We start from the raw sequence: 18114 nt of genomic DNA on the forward strand, positions 1-18114 counted from the left end.
CGCCGCGGGGTTTTGCTTACTGCACGCGGGGCAGCACTTCGAACTGGTGGAACGGCGGCGGCGAGGGCAGCGTCCACTCCAGCGTGGTCGCGCCAGCGCCCCAGGGATTGTCGCCCGCCGGGACCTTCTTCATGAAGGCGTCGAGCACGCAGTAGAGGAAGATCAGCACGCCGAAGCCGGAGATATAGGAGCCGATCGAGGAGATCAGGTTCCAGCCCGCGAACGCGTCGGGATAGTCGACATAGCGGCGCGGCATCCCCGACAGGCCGAGGAAGTGCTGCGGGAAGAACACGAGATTCACGCCGACGAAGGTGAACCAGAAATGCGCCTTGGCCAGCGTCTCGTTGTACATGTAGCCCGACATCTTCGGGAACCAGTAGTACCAGCCGGCGAAGATCGCGAACACCGCGCCGAGCGACAGCACGTAGTGGAAGTGCGCGACGACGTAGTAGGTCTCCTGGAGCACGCGGTCGACGCCGGCATTCGCCAGCACGACGCCGGTGACGCCGCCGACCGTGAACAGGAAGATGAAGCCCACCGCCCAGATCATCGGGGCGCGGAATTCGATCGAGCCGCCCCACATCGTGGCGATCCACGAGAAGATTTTTACGCCGGTCGGCACCGCGATCACCATGGTGGCGGCGACGAAATAGGCCTGCGTCGCCGAGGACATGCCGACCGTGTACATGTGGTGCGCCCACACCACGAAGCCGATGCCGCCGATCGCGACCATGGCGTAGGCCATGCCGAGATAGCCGAACACGGGCTTGCGCGAGAAGGTCGAGACGATCTGGCTGATCATGCCGAAGCCGGGCAGGATCAGGATGTACACCTCGGGATGGCCGAAGAACCAGAACAGGTGCTGGAACAGCACGGGATCGCCACCGCCGTCGGGCGCGAAGAAGCTGGTGCCGAAATTGCGGTCGGTGAGCAGCATGGTGATCGCGCCGGCGAGCACCGGCAGCGACAGCAGCAGCAGGAACACCGTGACCAGGATCGACCACACGAACAGCGGCATCTTGTGCAGGGTCATGCCCGGCGCGCGCATGTTGAAGATGGTGGTGATGAAGTTGATGGCGCCGAGGATCGAGGAGGCACCCGCCAGATGCAGCGAGAGGATCGCGAAGTCGACGGCCGGGCCGGGATGGCCTGAGCTCGACAGCGGCGCGTACATGGTCCAGCCGGCGCCGACGCCGTTGGCGCCGGGCTCGCCCTCGACGAAGGAGGAGCACAGCAGCAGCGCGAAGGAGGCCGGCAAGAGCCAGAACGAGATGTTGTTCATGCGCGGGAACGCCATGTCCGGCGCACCGATCATCAGCGGCACGAACCAGTTGCCGAAGCCGCCGATCATCGCCGGCATGACCATGAAGAAGATCATGATCAGGCCGTGGGAGGTCACGAACACGTTATAGGTGTGCGTTTCGTGGAATATCTGCACGCCCGGATACATCAACTCGGCACGGATCGCGATCGACATCGCGGCACCGATGATGCCGGCAATGACCGCGAAGATCAGGTACATCGTGCCGATGTCCTTGTGGTTGGTCGAATAGACATAGCGCCGCCATCCGGTCGGATGGGCGTGCTCGTCATGTCCATGGTCTTGGGCGTGATCGCCGTGTGCCGCTGCGCTCGTTGCCATTTTCAAATCCTGCCTTGCGTCCCATGCGGACCTTGTGTGGTCCCGCCCTTTATGTCGCTTTCAGTCCCTCAAGCCGTCGCCCGGCGCTTATTGCGTCGGGCCGGCTGCGGAGGCGAAAGTGCTGGTGCCGCCGCTCGCATATTTCTTCTTCGCCGATTCAACCCAGGAGGCGAACTCCTGGTCCTCCACGACGCGGATCGCGATCGGCATGAAGGCATGGTCCTTGCCGCACAATTCCGAGCACTGTCCGTAGAACATGCCGGTCTTGGTGGCCTTGAACCAGGTCTCGTTCAGCCGGCCCGGAATGGCGTCGATCTTGACGCCGAAGGCCGGCAGCGCAAAGGCGTGGATGACGTCCGCGCCGGTGACCTGAACACGAATCACCTTGTTGACCGGCACCACCATCTCGTTGTCGACACCGAGCAGGCGGGGCTGCTTGTCCTGGGCCAGCAGCGAGTCGAACTCGAACTTGCCGTTGTCCGGGTAGGCGTAGGACCAGTACCACTGCTTCCCGGTCGCCTTGATGGTCAGGTCCGCCTTCGGCACGTCGAGCTCGAGGAACAGCAGGCGGAACGACGGCACCGCGATGCCAACCAGGATCAGCACCGGAACCAGGGTCCACGCCACCTCGATCAGCGTGTTGTGGGTGGTCCGCGACGGCACCGGGTTGGCCCTCGCGTTGAATTTCACGACCACGATCACCAGCAGCACCAGCACGAACAGCGTGATCGCGATAATGAGCCAGGACAGGAAGTCGTGGAACCAGACGATGTTGTCCATTACCGGGGACCCCGAGGCCTGAAGGTGCCATTCCCACGGCTCCGGCTGCCCGAGCTCGGCGAATGCCACCCCGCCCGTCGCCAGCGTCACGCCAACCGCCACCAAGGCGATGGTGGCCAATCCCAGCAAATGCCGGCCCACCCGACCCATCGACATCCTCATGCCGTTCGCGCTCCCCTTACGAAATCACCCCAGGTGCATTCCCCTATTTTTGGGAAACGCTTATTCGATCCGCCCGTCCGACAAGCCGCCACGCAAGAATGCCTCTAAGAGGAATTGGGGCCAGATCGCTCAAACGCCGAAATCAAGCCTCTCAAACCATAATTCTTGATCTATCGCAATGCAGTCTTGAGCCCCTCAGCCATCGATCACCCGCAAGATATTTCCCTGCAACATCAGACAAAAATACCGCTTCCCGGGATGCTGCGGCTTGACAGCGGAATTGCCCGCTGTAGGCACAGGCAGAAGGCCGCGCAGGAACCTGATTCGCGCCGGCGATGACGGTCGAGACGGCGCGGAATTTGCTTGGGAATTGCCTTCAAGATGCCGTCATTCCCGTATCAGTCCGCCAGCGCGAGCGACCCAAGCGAGCAGAGGGACCGACCCCGATGGGGCTTTCGAGATGCATGGCAAGATCGGTTATCAGGCCGGCTAACAGCTTCAACGCCCTGATCGGCCTCCTGGCCGCCGCCGTTCTCCTTGCCTTGCCAGTCCTTGCCTTTCCAATCCCCGCCCATGCGCAGGGCGCGGTGCGCTCCGTCCATGGCGACTGGCAGATCCGCTGCGACACGCCGCCGGGCGCCCAGGCCGAGCAATGCGCCCTGATCCAGAGCGTGGTGGCGGAAGACCGCTCGAATGCCGGTCTCACCGTCATCGTGCTCAAGACCGCCGACCAGAAGAGCCGCCTGATGCGCGTGGTCGCCCCCCTCGGCGTGCTGCTGCCCTCCGGCCTCGGGCTGAAGCTCGACAACCAGGACGTCGGCCGCGCCGGCTTCGTCCGCTGCCTGCCCAATGGCTGCGTCGCAGAGGTCGTGATGGACGACAAGCTGCTCGGCCAGCTCCGGAGCGCCAAGACCGCGACCTTCATCATCTTCGAGACGCCAGAAGAAGGCATCGGCTTCCCGCTCAGCCTGAACGGGCTCGGCGATGGGTATGACAAGCTGCCTTAGGGCACGGCAGGGCTGACCTGGTCTGATAAGTCTCGATGGCAGCCTGCCCTTGGTCGACGACAGCGCGCAAGGCCGCACAAGCGGCCTGGCCGGATTCACCCGCGATCCACCCGATACAGATCCGTCTCGCACCACGCGCAGCGGTAGATGCGGCCGGCGCCCTTCACCGGCATGCTTGATGCCTTCTGCCGGCAGCGGTCGCAGACGACGCCGTCCGCGGTGGCGCAGCCGGGGTGGGCTGCGAGATAATCTTCGCGGGTGGGGTAGGAGGTCCAGCTGCGGCGGTAGATCAGCTGATTGAGGAGCAGGACCGCAGCCAGCGCCGCGAAGCCGATAATCAGGCCGTGATAGCGATCGACAAACTCGAGCAGGGGCGCGATGGCATTCCACATGCGTCCATTCTCGCGCAATGGCGGGGCACGCACCGTATAGGCCGAAAGGCTGAATTCCGGTTTAACCGGATCGGCTGGAAGCGGCGCCCCGGCGCCGCCTCCAGTTCTCGCGTTACGCGCTCGGCCTGCCGCCGCCATAGGGAGCTGAGTGCGAATCGTAGGCGGGATCCTTGATAATGCTGTGCAATTGCCGGCGCCGGGCCCCCATATTGCCACCGTCGTAAAGCGGGAAGCACATCGCGTCGTTCATGAGCTCCGCCAACGGGTGCATGTCGGTGTAGCTGTCCACCCCGACCAGGCGCATCGCATCATAGACGACGTCGACGCATGTTTCGGAGCAGAACACCTTGGTCATCACCGCAAGCTCCTGGTCGGCCCCGCCGGAGAGATCGTATTGCTGGCAGGATTTCCAGGTCAGGTAGCGGCAGGCTTCTATCCTCATCTTCATGTCGGCCAGCATATATCCGACGGTCGGATAGTCGATAATCGGGTGCGGTCCGGATCGCGCGTCCTTCCTGGCGAAATCCAGTGCGTGGTCGAAGGCAGCGCGCATGACGCCAACACAGGCGGCGCCAATCAGCGCCGCTGTCCAGGCGAAATTCGTCGACACGATCTTGATGCCGTCACCGGGCTTGCCCAGGATGTTGCCCGCGGGCACACGGACATTCTCGAACTTCATCCGCGGCGAAATGGTCGCCCGATGGCCGACAGTGTCGAGAATCCCGGTCACCTGGATACCCGGCGCGCTTCCCGGCACCATGATCACGGCAAGCGCGTCCCTGGCTCCCTTGGTCGGATCGGTCCGGCAGACCACGGCGTAGAGATGGCAGCCCTTGCCATCCCAGCCGGTGCCATTGGTCGTGTAATGCTTCTCGCCGTTGATCACCCATTCGTCGCCTTCCCTGATCGCGAAGGTGCGAACGCCGACACGGGGATCGGCAGCGTCGAAATTTGCGCCGCCGGTGACTTCAGTAAAGGCCAGCGCGCCGAGCCGCGTTCCGTCTTCGACGAAGTCGGGAAGAAAGCGCTTCTTTTGCTCGTCGGTCCCGAAGTAGATCACCGGCTTGACGCAGAGACCGGTCCCCAGCATCGTGCTGGGCACGTTGACGTCAACGGCCGCAAGCTCTTCGGCGGCGACCGCGAAGTCGAGGGTCGAAATGTCCGTCCCGCCGACCTCCTTCGGAAGCAGCCCCTTCACGAAGCCTGCGTCCACCGCTTGCTTGTGGAAGGGCCGCGTGGCGTAGAAGCGGTCGGCAGGCTTGTCATATTGGCGGATCGTCTTTCGGACGTCCCTGAGAACGGTCTGCGCGAAGGCGCGCGCGCCATCCCGCAATGCGATCTGTCCTTCGCTCAGCGTAAAATCGATACCCATAAGTCCCTCCATCAGGTTGCAGAGGGTCCATTCTTCCGCCGTTCCGCGTGCCTTGACTTGGGCAGCAGTGACAAAACGATTGTCCGTCGCTGCACGCTTGCCGATGTCGCGACGATCAAGGTCAGGCCGGCTGTCTATTCCGCGCAGCTTGTGCGCCGGCGTAGCGAGAAGTCCTCACCCTTCCAAGAACCGCGCCGTCCAAAAAGCAGGCAAGAGCAAGTGGTTTTTTGGACTTGACCGGGATGGAACTTGGCCCAAGACTTTTTGACTACGCGAGACTAGCCCGGTCGAGCCTCCTTGCTGCGGGGTGCGATAATGCCATTCTGGTCGACGCTGGACGTTCCAACCGAGCAGCAATTCGGCTATTGGCGCGAGGTGCTCTGCGAGGCATTCATCACGCTCAATCCGAGCCGCAAGAGCGGCGGCGCCTTTTCGGGCAGCGTTGCAGCCGACCTCGTCTCCGAAGTTAACGTCACGCGGCTATTGACCGAAGAACACCGGGTGATCAGGGACAAGCCCGAGATCAGAAAGACCCCGCTCGAATACTACTTCGTCAACATGCAGATCAAAGGTGACGTCATTGCCCGACAGCGGGGGCGGGAGACCTTGATCCGGCCGAACGAGTTTTACATCGTCGACTCGACCGAACCTTATGATCTCGACTATCGATCCGATCTCGAAATCTATTCGTTCAGAGTTCCGAAGCGAAAGCTCGAGCCGCTGCTGAAGGATCCGGCGCGGCAAACGGCGGTGCGCGTATCGCGGGAAACGCCGATGGGCTTGCTCGCGGTCAATTTCCTGCAATCGGTCCTCCAGTGCTCGACCGCCATTCCGCCCGCCGCCGGGAAATCGGTTGCAAACATGATCGCCGAGCTCGTCGCACTCTCGCTCGGCGCAAGCACCGAGACATCGGAATCTGCTGCCGATTCGGCGCGTCACGCGCTTCTTGCCGCGATCCTGAAGTTCATCGAAGCTCACTTGCACGACCCGGCGCTGTCAGTTGAAACGACCTGCCGCCGGTTCGGGATCTCGCAGCGCTATCTGCACCGCGTGTTCGAAACGGCCGAGATGACCTTCGGAGGGTACGTTCGGAGCCGGCGGCTCGAGCTCTGCGCGGCGGAGCTATTGCGCCTGCCCGATAGTCCCATCTCTTCAATCGCGTTGTCATCGGGCTTCAACGATGTGTCCCATTTCAATCACTGCTTTCGGAAACGATTTGGGTCCTCGCCCCGCGAATATCGGCATTTGTCGCGGCCGGATCTATAAACGAGCCCCATTGCCGCCGTATCGCCCCGATACGGGTTGAGGAACTCCCTCCTTTCGATCATGTCGTTTCAGTAATGTGACGGCCGGCCCCCTCGCCGAACGCTGGCGAAACCATTATCTTGGTTCCCATCCTCCAATGCGGACTTATGAATGACCAACCCTGCCACAACCTCCCTGCTCGACCGTGCCAATCTCGACCGCGACCAGGTTCGCCACGAGGTCGCGCGCGGGCTTGCCGGCGCCGACGACGGCGAATTGTTCCTGGAATACAGCCAGACCGAAGCGCTGATGTTCGACAATGGGCGGCTGAAGCAGGCGACCTACGACACCTCGCAGGGTTTTGGGCTTCGCGCCGTCAAGGACGATGCGGTCGGCTATGCGCATTCCTCCGACGTGTCGCTGCCGGCGCTGATTCGCGCGGCCGATGCAGTCGCGGCCGTCCGCGGCGGCTATTCCGGCAGCTTTGCGGCCCCGCCCCCACACACCAATGTGCGCCTTTATGGCGACGACAACCCGCTCGATGCCCCGGGCTTCGAGACAAAAGTAAAACTGCTCGCCGAGATCGACGCCTATCTGCGCGACAAGGATCCGCGGGTGCGGCAGGTCAGCGTCAGCCTGGGCGCAACCTGGCAGGTGGTCGAGATCCTGCGGCCCGACGGCGAGAGCTATCGCGACATCCGTCCGCTGGTGCGCGTCAACGTCTCCGTCGTCGCCGGCCAGGGCGATCGCCAGGAGAGCGGCAGCAAGGGCTATGGCGGCCGCGCCGGCTATGCCGAGTTCATCGAAAGCAAGAACTGGCGCGATGCCGCCGACGGCGCGCTGCGCGAGGCGCTGGTCAATCTGGAATCGATTCCCGCCCCCGCCGGCGAGATGGATGTCGTGCTGGGGGCCGGCTGGCCCGGCGTGATGCTGCATGAAGCGGTCGGCCACGGCCTCGAGGGCGACTTCAATCGCAAGAAGACGTCTGCCTTTGCCGGCCTGATGGGCCAGCAGGTCGCAGCCAAGGGTGTCACCGTGGTCGACGACGGCACCATTGCCTCGCGCCGCGGCTCGCTGTCGATCGACGACGAGGGCACACCGACCAATCGCACCGTGCTGATCGAGGATGGCATCCTGGTCGGCTATATGCAGGACCGCCAGAACGCGCGGCTGATGAACATGAGGCCGACAGGCAACGGCCGCCGCCAGGGCTATGCCCATGTGCCGATGCCGCGCATGACCAACACCTACATGCTCGCCGGCGACCGCGACCCGGCCGAGATTCTCGCGTCGGTGAAGAACGGCGTGTTCGCCGCGAATTTCGGCGGCGGCCAGGTCGACATCACCTCGGGCAAATATGTGTTCCAGTGCACCGAAGCCTACAAGATCGAGAACGGCAAGATCGGCGCGCCGCTGAAGGGCGCCATGCTGATCGGCAACGGGCCGACCGATTTGCATCGCATCCGCATGATCGGTAACGACCTCGCGCTCGACACCGGCATCGGCACCTGCGGCAAGAACGGCCAGGGCGTGCCGGTTGGCGTCGGCCAGCCTTCACTTTTGATGGAACGCATTACGGTAGGTGGAACGGGCGCATGAGCGTTGAGAAGGTAACAGTCACCGCAAAGCGGAAGACCAGCAGTTGGGGCGGCCAGCTCGTGCAGCTCGCCGGCATCGTCGCCGCCGTGTTCATCGCCAAGGGCGCGCTGGCCGAGCCGTTCTACGTGCCGTCGGGCTCGATGGAGCCGACGCTTCTGATCGGCGACGCGCTGCTCGCTTCGAAATTCCCCTACGGCTACGGCACCTCGTCGCTGCCGATCCAGATCAACCTGCCGGAAACCGGCCGCGTGTTCGCGGAGACGCCGAAGCAGGGCGACGTCGTGGTGTTCCGCTGGCCGGGCGACCGCTCGCAGGCCTGGGTCAAGCGCGTGGTGGGCCTGCCCGGCGACCGCATCCAGATGCGGCAGGGCCAGCTCTTCATCAACGATCGTCCCGCCGAGCTGAAGCCGGACGGCGTTGGCGCTGCCGAGGACGACAATGGCGGCAGCGAGCCCGCCTACCGCTATGTCGAGACGCTGCCGAACGGCGTGTCGCACCTGATCTTCAAGATGCGCGACAACGGTCCGCTCGACAACACGCCGGAGGTCAAGGTTCCGCCTGGACATCTCTTCGTGCTCGGCGATAACAGAGACAATTCTGCCGACAGCCGCGTGCCGCTGCGCTCCGGCGGCGTCGGCCTCCTGCCGGTCGACAATCTTGTCGGACGCGCGGATGCCGTGCTCGGCTCCTGGGATCTCGGCATGCGGGGCCAGCCGGTCTGGACCTGGCTGTCCGGTTTCCGGCTTGCGCGGTTCTTCACCGCCGTGCGCTGAGCTGATCCCAGGGCTTTGATCCATGACCTTCGACGACGTCAGAAAGTTTGCGCTGACGTGGCCGGAGGTCGAGGACGGCAGCTCCTACGGCACGCCGGCGCTGAAGGTGCGCAAGAAGATGCTGGCGCGCCTGAAGGAAGATGCCGACAGCCTGGTCATGCCGGATGTCCCGGTCGACGAGCGCGCAATGCTGGTCGAGAGCCAGCCGAAGATTTTCTATTTCACCGATCACTATGCCGACTATCCGATCGTGCTGATCCGCCTGTCCAAGGCGAAGCGCGCGATCGTCGAGCCGTTGCTGCGGCGGCGTTGGCGCGCGTTGGCCTCGAAGGCGGCGCGGGCGAAGTATGATGCGGGGTGATATCTGTCCTATCGCACCACGCCCGACGTGAACCCCGCCTTGCGGCGCGGCGGCTTGATATCCTTTTTCAGGAAGCAGCGCGCTTCGCGGCCGGTGTAGCCGGGACGGGCATAGGTGAAGGCGCGGCACTTGTTGTCGGCGGAGCAGGCGGCCTTGCAGGCGTCCTCGCCCTCGCCTTCCTTGAGCTCGAAATTGCGCAAGTCCCCGCCCGGGCGATCGATCGACGTCTCGACGCCCTCGACCCGCGGCTCGATGACGCCGGCGCCGCGCACGCCGGAGATACAGCAATTGCCCGGCACCCGCGGCGGCACTGTATTCTTGAGCCAGCACACCGCCGAAGCGCCGTCGATGTCGGGATAGCTGAAGCTCCAGGACCGGCATTTGCGATCGCGCTCACACAATAGCGCGCAATCCTCCGGGTCGCCCGAGGTGATCGGCGTGTTGGAGTAATCGCCGCCGGGCCGGTCGAACGCGGTCTGGGCGCGCGCAGACGGGCTCGCGAGCAGGAGCATCAGCAACGCGACGCATGCCACGACGCTTGCCAAGACCCTTGCCAAGACGGCCCCAGGCAGGCGGCCCTTTCCCATCGGAACAGCTTTCGAGTTATTGACGACGCTCAGGTTTTTCAGCCAGTCATTTGATCGCCGCAAACCTGTATGGGCGATGAACGGCCTAAATCCTGATCATCGCTTTCGAACTAGAACGCGTACTCCGCATAGGCCGGTTCCACCGAGCCCTTCCAGGCGCCGTTGAACTTCTCGAGCATCTCCTCGGCCGGCGTCCGGCCGGAATCGATGATGCGATCGAGCGGCTCCAGATGCCGCGTTTCGTCACGGCCGATCGCGTCGATGCGGCCGCGCCGGCGCAGGCCCGCATGTGCCAGAACGAGGCATTCCTTGGCGATCTCGAACAGATAGCGGTCCTTGATCCGCGACTTGAAGCCGAAACGCGGCACATCGTCGCGCAAAGCCTGCCGCTCATGCGCGCTCCAGTGCTTCACCATGTCCCAGGCGGCATCGAGCGACACGTCGTCATAGAGCAGCCCGACCCAGAACGCCGGGAGCGCCGGCAGCCGGCCCCACGGGCCGCCGTCGGAGCCGCGCATCTCAAGATAGCGCTTCAACCGCACTTCCGGGAAGATCGTCGAGAGGTGGTTGGCCCAGTCCGACAGCGTCGGGCGTTCGCCGGGAAGGTTGTTGTTGCGGCCATCGAAGAAGGCGCGGAACGAGGAGCCCGACACATCGATATACTCCTCGTCGCGCTTGACGAAATACATGGGCACGTCGAGCGCGTAATCGACATAGCGTTCAAACCCCATGCCGTCCTCGAACGCCCACGGCATCATCCCGGCGCGGGCATTGTCCGTGTCGCGCCAGATCTCGGAGCGGAAGGACAGGAAGCCGTTCGGTTTGCCTTCGGTAAACGGCGAATTGGCAAATAACGCGGTCGCAACCGGCTGGAGCGCGAGCGACACGCGCAGCTTCTTGACCATGTCGGCTTCCGAGGAGAAATCGAGATTGGTCTGCACCGTGCAGGTCCGGTACATCATGTCGAGGCCGTACTGGCCGACCTTCGGCATGTAGTTGGTCATGATCTTGTAGCGGCCCTTGGGCATCACCGGGATATCGGCGCGCGACCAGGACGGCGTCATGCCCAGCCCAAGGAAGCCGATGCCGAGCGGGGTTGCGATTTCGCGCACCTGCGCCAGGTGCGCCATCAGCTCGCTCTGGGTCTGGTGCACGTTCTCGACCGGCGCGCCGGAGAGCTCGAACTGTCCGCCGGGCTCGAGCGAGATCGCCCCGCCGCCGGTGACGTCGTAGAGGCCGATGATGTTGCCCTTCTCCATGATCGGCTCCCAGCCGAGCAGGAGCTTCATGCCCTCGAGCAGCGCGCCGATTCCCCGCGCGCCCTCATACGGCACCGGATGGTGGCCCTCGAGCGTGAACGGGGTCTTCTCGTGCTCGGTGCCCATGCGGAATTCGGACGGGTCCTTGCAGCCGGCCTCGAACCATGCGACGAGCTCGTCGCGCGATTGCAGCGGCGTCATATCGATCTGGTCTCGCGCCATATCAATCTCTAATCAAAAAGCGCTTCGATCGAATGCGCGCGGGTGATGGGATGGTCCGCGAACCCACCGGGCGCGCGGACGTACTGGTTTGCCGCGCGATCATCGCGACGGCGAGCTTTCGTTGACGTTGGCGACGGGCGGCAGCTTCATCTCGCCGCACGAGCAACCCAGCCGGTCAAGCAGACCGCTGAGCTTGATGGCATCGGCATCGGACAGTTTCGAGCCGACATATTTCTCGATCGCGGCCGAATAGGCGCCCCACATCCGCTTCTGCAACTCGCGGCCGGCCTCCGTGATCTCGACGAACTGGCCGCGCTTGTCGATCTTGCATTCGCGCCGGGAGGCGAGCCCCTCGTCGACCAGACGGTCGATCAGGCGCGAGGTGGAGTATTGCGGGATCAGCATCTGCCGTTCCAGCTCCACCGGCCGCAACTCTCCGCTCGGCGCGCGCGACAATTCGAGCAGTGCGTCGTACCATGCGAGTGGCGGGAACCCGGCCTTCTTCAGGTCCTGCTCGACGCAGTCGAGCACACGGCTCTGCACCCGCATCAGGCGGATCCAGGCACTGGTTGCCTCGGTCGATGGTTTGCGTTTCATGGTCCCGCTCAAACTCGTCGCCCGCTTCTTACTCCACTCGATGCACCTGCATCAATCTTGACTATTGGATGCAGGTGCATGTAGGCGTTCTTTCGCCCCAACCAAGCGTCAAGAGGAGGAAATTCCATGAAACTGTATTACTCGCCCGGCGCCTGCTCGCTGTCCCCCCATATTGCGCTCCTGGAGGCCGACCTGCCCTATGAGCTGGTCAAGGTCGATATCCGGGCCAAGAAGCTCGAGAACGGTGAGGACTATCTGAAGGTCAATCCGAAGGGTCAGGTCCCCGCGCTGGGCCTCGACAGCGGCGAGATCGTGACCGAAGGCCCGGTCATTGTCCAGATGATCGCCGACCATGCGTCCGGCAAGGCCTTGGCGCCGGCCCATGGCAGCTCCGAGCGGTACAAGCTGCTCGAATGGCTGAACTTCCTGACCTCGGAGGTGCACAAGAGTTTTGGCCCGCTGTTCGCCCCCGCGCTGAACGACGAGGCCAAGGCGTTCTTCAAGGATCGCGTCATGGGCAAGCTGAAATACGTCGACAGCCAGCTCGCCGGCCGCGACTACCTGATGGGCGAGCGGTTCTCGGTCGCCGACGGCTATCTCTTCACGATGCTGACCTGGGCCGACCGGATGAAGTTCGACTTCTCGGCGATGCCGAACCTCGCAGCCTACAAGGCCCGCGTCGCGGCGCGGCCGAAGGTGCAGGAGGCGCTGAAGAAGGAAGGCCTGGCGCAGGCGGCCTGAGGCCGCTCCACGGAACAGCGAAAGGCCGGATCGGTCGATCCGGCCTTTCTTGTCGTCACGAATGCGTGAGGCGCTGGGCTTAGGCAGCCGCCTTCTTAGGCGAGAAGCGGCCGTAGAAGGTCTCGCCCTTCGCAGCCATCTCCACCAGCAGTTTCGGCGGCGTGAAGCGCGAGCCGTATTTCGCCTCGAGCTTGTGGCAGAGCTCGACGAAGGTCTTCGGTCCCATGAAATCGATATAGGACAGCGTGCCGCCGGTGAACGGCGCGAAACCGAAGCCGAGGATCGAGCCGACATCCGCCTCGCGCGGATCGGTGATGACGTGATCCTCGACCGTGCGCGCGGCTTCGACCGCCTGCACCACCAGGAAGCGCTGCTTCAACTCCTCGATGTCGAGCGTATCCGGATCGAGCTGCTTCGGCTGCAAGGCCGAGAGACCCGGCCACAGGCTCTTCTGGCCCTTGCCCTTCTCGGGGTAGTCGTAGAAGCCCTTGCTGTTCTTGCGACCCAGACGGCCCTGCTTCTCGACCATCTCCACCATCAGCTTCTTCTGATCGGGGTTGATGGCGTTGGGGCCGAGATCGGCTTCCGTCGCCTTCATGATCTTGAGGCCCAGGTCGAGCGCGACTTCGTCGGACAGCGAGAGCGGCCCCACCGGCATGCCGGCCATCTTGGCGCAATTCTCGATCATTGCCGGCGGCACGCCTTCGAGGAACATCTCGTTGCCCTCGGCGACGTAACGGCCGACGCAGCGATTGGCGAAGAAGCCTCTGGAGTCGTTGACCACGATCGGCGTCTTGCCGATCTGCCGGACATAATCGAGCGCGGTCGCGAGCGCGACATCGCCGGTGTTCTTGCCGAGGATGATCTCGACCAGCATCATCTTCTCGACCGGCGAGAAGAAGTGAATGCCGACGAACTTGCCTTGGTCCTTGAAGCTCTCGGCCAGCGAAGTGATCGGCAGCGTCGAGGTGTTCGACGCGAAGATCACGTCCGGCTTCAGATATTCCTGCGCCTTGGCAAAGGTCTCCGCCTTGACCTTGCGGTCCTCGAACACCGCCTCGATGACGAGGTCGACATCCTTCAGCGCTGCATAGTCGGCGGTCGGCGTGATGCGCGCGAGCAGCGCTTCGGCATCGGTCGGCTTGGCGCGGCCCTTCTTGATCTGATCCTCGATCACCTTCTGCGCATGCGCCTTGCCCTTGTCAGCGCTCTCCTGGTCGCGGTCGATCAGGACGACGTCGAGGCCGGCACGGGCCGAGACGTAACCGACGCTCGCGCCCATGAAGCCGGCGCCGATCACGGCGATCTTCTTCACCTTGGTCGCGGGCACGTCCTTCGGGCGGCGCGCGCCCTTGTTGAGCTCCTGCATCGACAGGAACAGGCTGCGGATCATCGCGGCCGCTTCCTTCGAGCGCAGCACTGAGGTGAAGTAGCGCGACTCGACGCGCAGCGCGGCGTCGATCGGCAGTTGCAAGCCCTCATAGACGCAGCTCATGATCGCCCGCGCGGCCGGATAATTGTCGTAGGTCTCGCGGCGATAGATCGCATTGCCGGCGGGGAACATCATCATGCCGGCCTTGGAGAACACCGGGCCGCCCGGGAGCTTGAACCCCTTCTCGTCCCAGGGCGCGACGGCCTTGCCGCCGCCCTTGATCCAGTCTTTTGCGGCCTTGATGAGATCAGCGGCCGGAACGATAGCGTGGATCAGGTTGAGCTGCTTCGCCTTGTCGACCGTGACCGGATCGCCCTTGAGCAAAATGGTCATCGCATCCTGCGGCGGCACCAGGCGCGGCACGCGCTGCGTGCCACCGGCACCGGGGAACAAGCCGACCTTGACCTCGGGCAGGCCAAGCCGCGTCTTGGGATTTTCGGCGGCCACACGATAGTGGCAGCACAGCGTGATCTCGAAACCGCCGCCGAGCGCGAGGCCGTTGATCGCGGCGGCCCACGGCTTACCGGAGGTTTCGATCGAGCGCAGCACCTGCGAGAAGCGGCGGCTCTGCTCGAACAGCATCTGGTTCGCAGCGGTCTCGCCCTGCTCTTTGAGGACCTTTGCGTAGGCCTGGTTCATGCCCTCGAGCATGGAGAGATCAGCGCCGGCGCAGAACGCCTCCTTCGCCGAGGTGATGACGACGCCCTTCACCGCAGCGTCAGCCGTGGTCTCCTTGACGATCGCGTCGAGCTCGCCGGTCGAGGTCTCGTCGAGCACGTTCATCGAACGGCCCGGGATGTCCCAGGTGACGAGCGCGATGCCGTCGGAATCGGTCTCAACCTTGAAGTTCTTGTAAGCCATGTTGGTTGCTCCCTACCCTTAGACGCGCTCGATGATGGTCGCGGTGCCCATGCCGCCGCCGATGCACAGCGTCACCAGGGCGGTCGACTTGTTGGTGCGCTCGAGCTCGTCGAGCACGGTGCCCAAAATCATCGCGCCGGTGGCCCCTAACGGATGGCCGAGCGCGATCGCGCCGCCATTGACGTTGATCTTGGCGTTGTCGATGTCGAAGGCCTGGATGTAGCGCAGCACGACCGAGGCGAAGGCCTCGTTGAGCTCGAACAGGTCGATGTCCGACTTCTTCATGCCGGAGCGCGCGAACAGCTTTTCGGTGACGTCGACCGGGCCGGTCAGCATCATCGCCGGCTCCGAGCCGATGTTTGCGAAGGCGCGGATCTTTGCGCGCGGCTTCAGGCCGTATTTGCTGGCCGCCTCCTTGCTGCCGAGCAGCACGGCGCCGGCGCCATCGACGATGCCCGAGGAGTTGCCGGCGTGGTGCACGTAGTTGACGCGCTCGATCTCCGGGTGCGACTGCACCGCGACGCCGTCAAAGCCGCCCATCTGCGCCATCATCGTGAACGACGGCTGCAACTGCGCCAGCGACTGCATCGTCGTCGAAGGACGCATGTGCTCGTCCTTGGCGAGGATGGTGAGGCCGTTGATGTCCTTCACCGGCACGACCGACTTGTTGAAGCGGCCTTCTTCCCAGGACTTGGCGGCGCGCTGCTGGCTCTGCACCGCGTAGGCGTCGACGTCGTCGCGGGAGAAGCCGTATTTCGTCGCGATCAAATCGGCCGAGACGCCCTGCGGCATGAAATAGGCGGGCACCGCCATCGAGGGATCCATCGGCCAGGCGCCGCCGGAGGCGCCGATGCCGACACGGCTCATCGATTCCGCGCCGCCGCCGATCACGAGCTCATGCTGGCCGCTCATCACCTGGGCTGCGGCAAAGTTCACGGCGTCAAGGCCGGAGGCGCAAAAGCGGCTGATCTGCACGCCGGGGACGGCTTCGCCGAGGCCCGCCTTGAGCGCGGCAAAACGCGCGATGTCGCTTCCGGCTTCGCCGACCGGATCGACCACGCCGAGCACGACGTCATCGACGCAATCTTCCGGCAGGTTGTTGCGGTCCTTCAGCGCCTTCAGCGGCACGGTGGCGAGCGCAAGGGCTGTGACTTCGTGCAGCGCGCCGTCGGCCTTGCCGCGGCCGCGGGGGGTGCGGACGTGATCGTAGATGAATGCCTCAGGCATGACGCCCTCCTGGTATGATGGTCGTAATGAGATAGTGGGCCGAAAGCTGCCTTAGAAGGCTTCCGCCGGCAGTTCCATGATGGTGGCGCAGCCGGACTGGATGCGCGCGAGATTGGCGGCCGTTTCCGGCAGCATCCGCTCCATGAAGAAGCGGCCGGTGACGAGCTTGGTCGAAAGATAGGGCGTGGCGCCGGTTTCGGCGATCTTGGCATTCGTCACCTTGGCCATCTTCGCCCACATATAGCCGAGCGCGACGAAGCCGAAGAGATGCAGATAGTCGGTCGCGGCGGCGCCGGCATTGTCGGGCTTCATCATCGCATTCTGCATCAGCCAGGTCGTGGCCTGCTGGAGATGGCCGAGCGAGGCCGAGAGCGGGGTGATGAACGGCTTCATCGCTTCGTCGCCGCCATTCTCCTTGGCGAAGGCCATGACCTCGCCGAAGAAGGCCATGATGGCGCGGCCGCCGTCGCGCGGCAGCTTGCGGCCGACCAGGTCGAGCGCCTGGATGCCGTTGGCGCCTTCATAAATCATGGCGATGCGGGCATCGCGCACGAACTGCTCCATGCCCTGCTCGGCGATGTAGCCGTGGCCGCCATACATCTGCTGCGCCTGCACCGCATTGGCGAAACCGTAGTCGGTGAGGAAGCCTTTCAGCACCGGCGTCATCAGGCCCATGTGATCGTCGGCGGCCTGGCGGTCCTTCGGGTCCTCGGAGCGGTGGGCGACGTCGCTCTTCAGCGCGGTCCACATCACGAAGGCGCGCGCGGCTTCGTTGAAGGCGCGGATCGAGAGCAACGTGCGGCGCACGTCGGGATGCACGATGATCGGATCGGCCGGCTTGTCCGGCGCCTTCGTGCCGGTGAGCGCGCGTCCCTGGATGCGCTCGCGGGCATAGGCCGCCGCGTTCTGATAGGCGACCTCGGACTGCGCGAGGCCCTGCACGGCGACGCCGAGGCGGGCCTCGTTCATCATCACGAACATGCCCTGCATGCCCTTGTTCTCTTCGCCGATCAGCCAGCCGGTGGCGTTGTCGTAGTTCATCACGCAGGTGGAATTGCCGTGGATGCCCATCTTGTGCTCGATCGAGCCGCAGACGACGCCGTTGCGCGGCCCGACCGAACCGTCGGCGTTGACCAGGAATTTCGGCACCACGAACAGCGACACGCCCTTGATGCCGGCGGGCGCGCCCTCGATGCGGGCGAGCACGAGGTGGATGATGTTGGAGGTCAAGTCATGCTCGCCGGCCGAGATGAAGATCTTGGTGCCCGTGATCTTGAAGCTGCCGTCGGCCTGGCGCACCGCCTTGGTGCGGAGCATGCCCAGATCAGTGCCGCACTGCGGCTCGGTCAGGTTCATGGTGCCGGTCCATTCGCCGGCGACCATCTTCGGCACGTAAGTCTTCTTCTGCTCCGGGGAGCCATGCACGATCAGCGCCGCGGTGGCGCCCATGGTGAGGCCGCCATACATCGAGAACGCCATGTTGGCGGAGATCTGGAATTCGTTGACGGCCTGCGAGAGCGTCACCGGCAGGCCCTGGCCGCCGAACTCGGTCGGCGCCGACAGACCGAGCCAGCCGCCTTCGGCGACCTGCTTGAACGCATCCTTGAAACCCTTCGGCGTGGTGACGCTGCCGTCGTCGGCGCGCTTGCAGCCTTCGAGATCGCCGACGCGATTGAGCGGCTGAAGCACCTCCTCGGCGAGCTTGGCGGCTTCGCCCAGGATCGCCTCGCGCACGTCGCTCGACGCATCGGAGAAGCCGGCGAGATTGTCGTAACGGTCGATCTGGAAGACGTCGTTGAGCAGGAAGTTCACGTCTTCGACGGGGGCTTTGTAGATCGGCATAGTGGTCTCCCGG

At 64.1% G+C, this 18114-nt stretch carries 16 protein-coding genes; 6 read left to right on the forward strand and 10 right to left on the reverse strand.

Annotated features, from left to right (window positions below; translation table 11 throughout):
* Positions 1 to 16 precede the first annotated feature (16 nt).
* Positions 17 to 1642 (reverse strand): cytochrome c oxidase subunit I, encoded by a 1626-nt coding sequence (ctaD, locus tag IC761_RS34075; RefSeq protein ID WP_195800983.1) that lies wholly within the window; start codon positions 1640 to 1642, stop codon positions 17 to 19.
* A gap of 87 nt (positions 1643 to 1729) precedes the next feature.
* The gene (gene coxB / locus IC761_RS34080; RefSeq protein ID WP_195800984.1) at positions 1730 to 2584 is read right to left on the reverse strand and encodes a cytochrome c oxidase subunit II; all 855 of its coding nucleotides are present in this window, start codon (positions 2582 to 2584) and stop codon (positions 1730 to 1732) included.
* Positions 2585 to 3030: 446 nt separating this feature from the next.
* Here coxB and IC761_RS34085 point away from each other — a divergent pair, with 446 nt between their 5' ends.
* Positions 3031 to 3591, forward strand: a complete 561-nt coding sequence (locus IC761_RS34085; protein WP_438265069.1) for an invasion associated locus B family protein — start codon at positions 3031 to 3033, stop codon at positions 3589 to 3591.
* 95 nt (positions 3592 to 3686) lie between these two features.
* Here the strand turns inward: IC761_RS34085 and IC761_RS34090 are convergent, their stop codons facing one another.
* Positions 3687 to 3983, reverse strand: a complete 297-nt coding sequence (locus tag IC761_RS34090) for a hypothetical protein (protein ID WP_195800986.1) — start codon at positions 3981 to 3983, stop codon at positions 3687 to 3689.
* Positions 3984 to 4095: 112 nt separating this feature from the next.
* Positions 4096 to 5355: an acyl-CoA dehydrogenase family protein gene (locus tag IC761_RS34095; protein WP_195800987.1), complete on the reverse strand. Its 1260-nt coding sequence runs from the start codon at positions 5353 to 5355 to the stop codon at positions 4096 to 4098.
* A gap of 315 nt (positions 5356 to 5670) precedes the next feature.
* Between IC761_RS34095 and IC761_RS34100 the strand changes: the two genes are divergently transcribed.
* From IC761_RS34100 to IC761_RS34115, 4 genes are all read left to right on the forward strand, one after another.
* Positions 5671 to 6621, forward strand: coding sequence for a helix-turn-helix domain-containing protein (locus IC761_RS34100; RefSeq protein WP_195800988.1), 951 nt, complete (start codon positions 5671 to 5673; stop codon positions 6619 to 6621).
* A gap of 150 nt (positions 6622 to 6771) precedes the next feature.
* Positions 6772 to 8199 carry a metalloprotease TldD gene (tldD, locus tag IC761_RS34105; protein WP_195800989.1) on the forward strand — a complete coding sequence of 476 codons (1428 nt, stop codon included), beginning with the start codon at positions 6772 to 6774 and terminating at the stop codon, positions 8197 to 8199.
* Entirely contained in the window at positions 8196 to 8972 is a 777-nt protein-coding gene (lepB, locus tag IC761_RS34110; protein WP_195800990.1) for a signal peptidase I, read from the forward strand. Before tldD ends, lepB begins: the two co-directional genes overlap by 4 nt.
* A 22-nt stretch (positions 8973 to 8994) precedes the next feature.
* Positions 8995 to 9333: an MmcQ/YjbR family DNA-binding protein gene (locus IC761_RS34115; RefSeq protein WP_195800991.1), complete on the forward strand. Its 339-nt coding sequence runs from the start codon at positions 8995 to 8997 to the stop codon at positions 9331 to 9333.
* A gap of 8 nt (positions 9334 to 9341) precedes the next feature.
* Here IC761_RS34115 and IC761_RS34120 read toward each other — a convergent pair whose 3' ends face one another.
* The 3 genes from IC761_RS34120 to IC761_RS34130 form a co-directional block, all read right to left on the reverse strand.
* Positions 9342 to 9920, reverse strand: coding sequence for a PAN domain-containing protein (locus tag IC761_RS34120; protein WP_195800992.1), 579 nt, complete (start codon positions 9918 to 9920; stop codon positions 9342 to 9344).
* A 110-nt stretch (positions 9921 to 10030) separates the two neighbouring features.
* Positions 10031 to 11401: a glutamate--cysteine ligase gene (locus IC761_RS34125; RefSeq protein WP_195800993.1), complete on the reverse strand. Its 1371-nt coding sequence runs from the start codon at positions 11399 to 11401 to the stop codon at positions 10031 to 10033.
* 99 nt (positions 11402 to 11500) lie between these two features.
* Positions 11501 to 11998, reverse strand: coding sequence for a MarR family winged helix-turn-helix transcriptional regulator (locus IC761_RS34130; protein WP_195800994.1), 498 nt, complete (start codon positions 11996 to 11998; stop codon positions 11501 to 11503).
* 126 nt (positions 11999 to 12124) lie between these two features.
* On the opposite strand from IC761_RS34130, the gene gstA reads away from it, so the two are divergent.
* Positions 12125 to 12739, forward strand: a complete 615-nt coding sequence (gene gstA, locus IC761_RS34135) for a glutathione transferase GstA (RefSeq protein WP_195800995.1) — start codon at positions 12125 to 12127, stop codon at positions 12737 to 12739.
* 79 nt (positions 12740 to 12818) lie between these two features.
* Here the strand turns inward: gstA and IC761_RS34140 are convergent, their stop codons facing one another.
* Genes IC761_RS34140 through IC761_RS34150 form a run of 3 tightly spaced genes read right to left on the reverse strand, consistent with a single transcriptional unit; the run spans position 12819 to position 18101 of the window.
* Positions 12819 to 15032 (reverse strand): FAD-dependent oxidoreductase, encoded by a 2214-nt coding sequence (locus IC761_RS34140; RefSeq protein WP_195800996.1) that lies wholly within the window; start codon positions 15030 to 15032, stop codon positions 12819 to 12821.
* An 18-nt stretch (positions 15033 to 15050) separates the two neighbouring features.
* Entirely contained in the window at positions 15051 to 16259 is a 1209-nt protein-coding gene (locus tag IC761_RS34145; protein WP_195800997.1) for an acetyl-CoA C-acetyltransferase, read from the reverse strand.
* 51 nt (positions 16260 to 16310) lie between these two features.
* Entirely contained in the window at positions 16311 to 18101 is a 1791-nt protein-coding gene (locus tag IC761_RS34150) for an acyl-CoA dehydrogenase C-terminal domain-containing protein (RefSeq protein ID WP_195800998.1), read from the reverse strand.
* Positions 18102 to 18114: the final 13 nt, after the last annotated feature.

The sequence above is a fragment of the Bradyrhizobium commune genome, from assembly GCF_015624505.1.
GTDB lineage: Bacteria > Pseudomonadota > Alphaproteobacteria > Rhizobiales > Xanthobacteraceae > Bradyrhizobium > Bradyrhizobium commune.

Bases quoted from the DNA above. Each gene is read 5' to 3' on its own strand.
- ctaD (WP_195800983.1), bottom strand. From the start codon at position 1,642: ATGGCAACGAGCGCAGCGGCACACGGCGATCACGCCCAAGACCATGGA.
- coxB (WP_195800984.1), bottom strand. From the start codon at position 2,584: ATGAGGATGTCGATGGGTCGGGTGGGCCGGCATTTGCTGGGATTGGCC.
- IC761_RS34085 (WP_438265069.1), top strand. From the start codon at position 3,031: ATGGGGCTTTCGAGATGCATGGCAAGATCGGTTATCAGGCCGGCTAAC.
- IC761_RS34090 (WP_195800986.1), bottom strand. From the start codon at position 3,983: ATGTGGAATGCCATCGCGCCCCTGCTCGAGTTTGTCGATCGCTATCAC.
- IC761_RS34095 (WP_195800987.1), bottom strand. From the start codon at position 5,355: ATGGGTATCGATTTTACGCTGAGCGAAGGACAGATCGCATTGCGGGAT.
- IC761_RS34100 (WP_195800988.1), top strand. From the start codon at position 5,671: ATGCCATTCTGGTCGACGCTGGACGTTCCAACCGAGCAGCAATTCGGC.
- tldD (WP_195800989.1), top strand. From the start codon at position 6,772: ATGACCAACCCTGCCACAACCTCCCTGCTCGACCGTGCCAATCTCGAC.
- lepB (WP_195800990.1), top strand. From the start codon at position 8,196: ATGAGCGTTGAGAAGGTAACAGTCACCGCAAAGCGGAAGACCAGCAGT.
- IC761_RS34115 (WP_195800991.1), top strand. From the start codon at position 8,995: ATGACCTTCGACGACGTCAGAAAGTTTGCGCTGACGTGGCCGGAGGTC.
- IC761_RS34120 (WP_195800992.1), bottom strand. From the start codon at position 9,920: ATGGGAAAGGGCCGCCTGCCTGGGGCCGTCTTGGCAAGGGTCTTGGCA.
- IC761_RS34125 (WP_195800993.1), bottom strand. From the start codon at position 11,401: ATGGCGCGAGACCAGATCGATATGACGCCGCTGCAATCGCGCGACGAG.
- IC761_RS34130 (WP_195800994.1), bottom strand. From the start codon at position 11,998: ATGAAACGCAAACCATCGACCGAGGCAACCAGTGCCTGGATCCGCCTG.
- gstA (WP_195800995.1), top strand. From the start codon at position 12,125: ATGAAACTGTATTACTCGCCCGGCGCCTGCTCGCTGTCCCCCCATATT.
- IC761_RS34140 (WP_195800996.1), bottom strand. From the start codon at position 15,032: ATGGCTTACAAGAACTTCAAGGTTGAGACCGATTCCGACGGCATCGCG.
- IC761_RS34145 (WP_195800997.1), bottom strand. From the start codon at position 16,259: ATGCCTGAGGCATTCATCTACGATCACGTCCGCACCCCCCGCGGCCGC.
- IC761_RS34150 (WP_195800998.1), bottom strand. From the start codon at position 18,101: ATGCCGATCTACAAAGCCCCCGTCGAAGACGTGAACTTCCTGCTCAAC.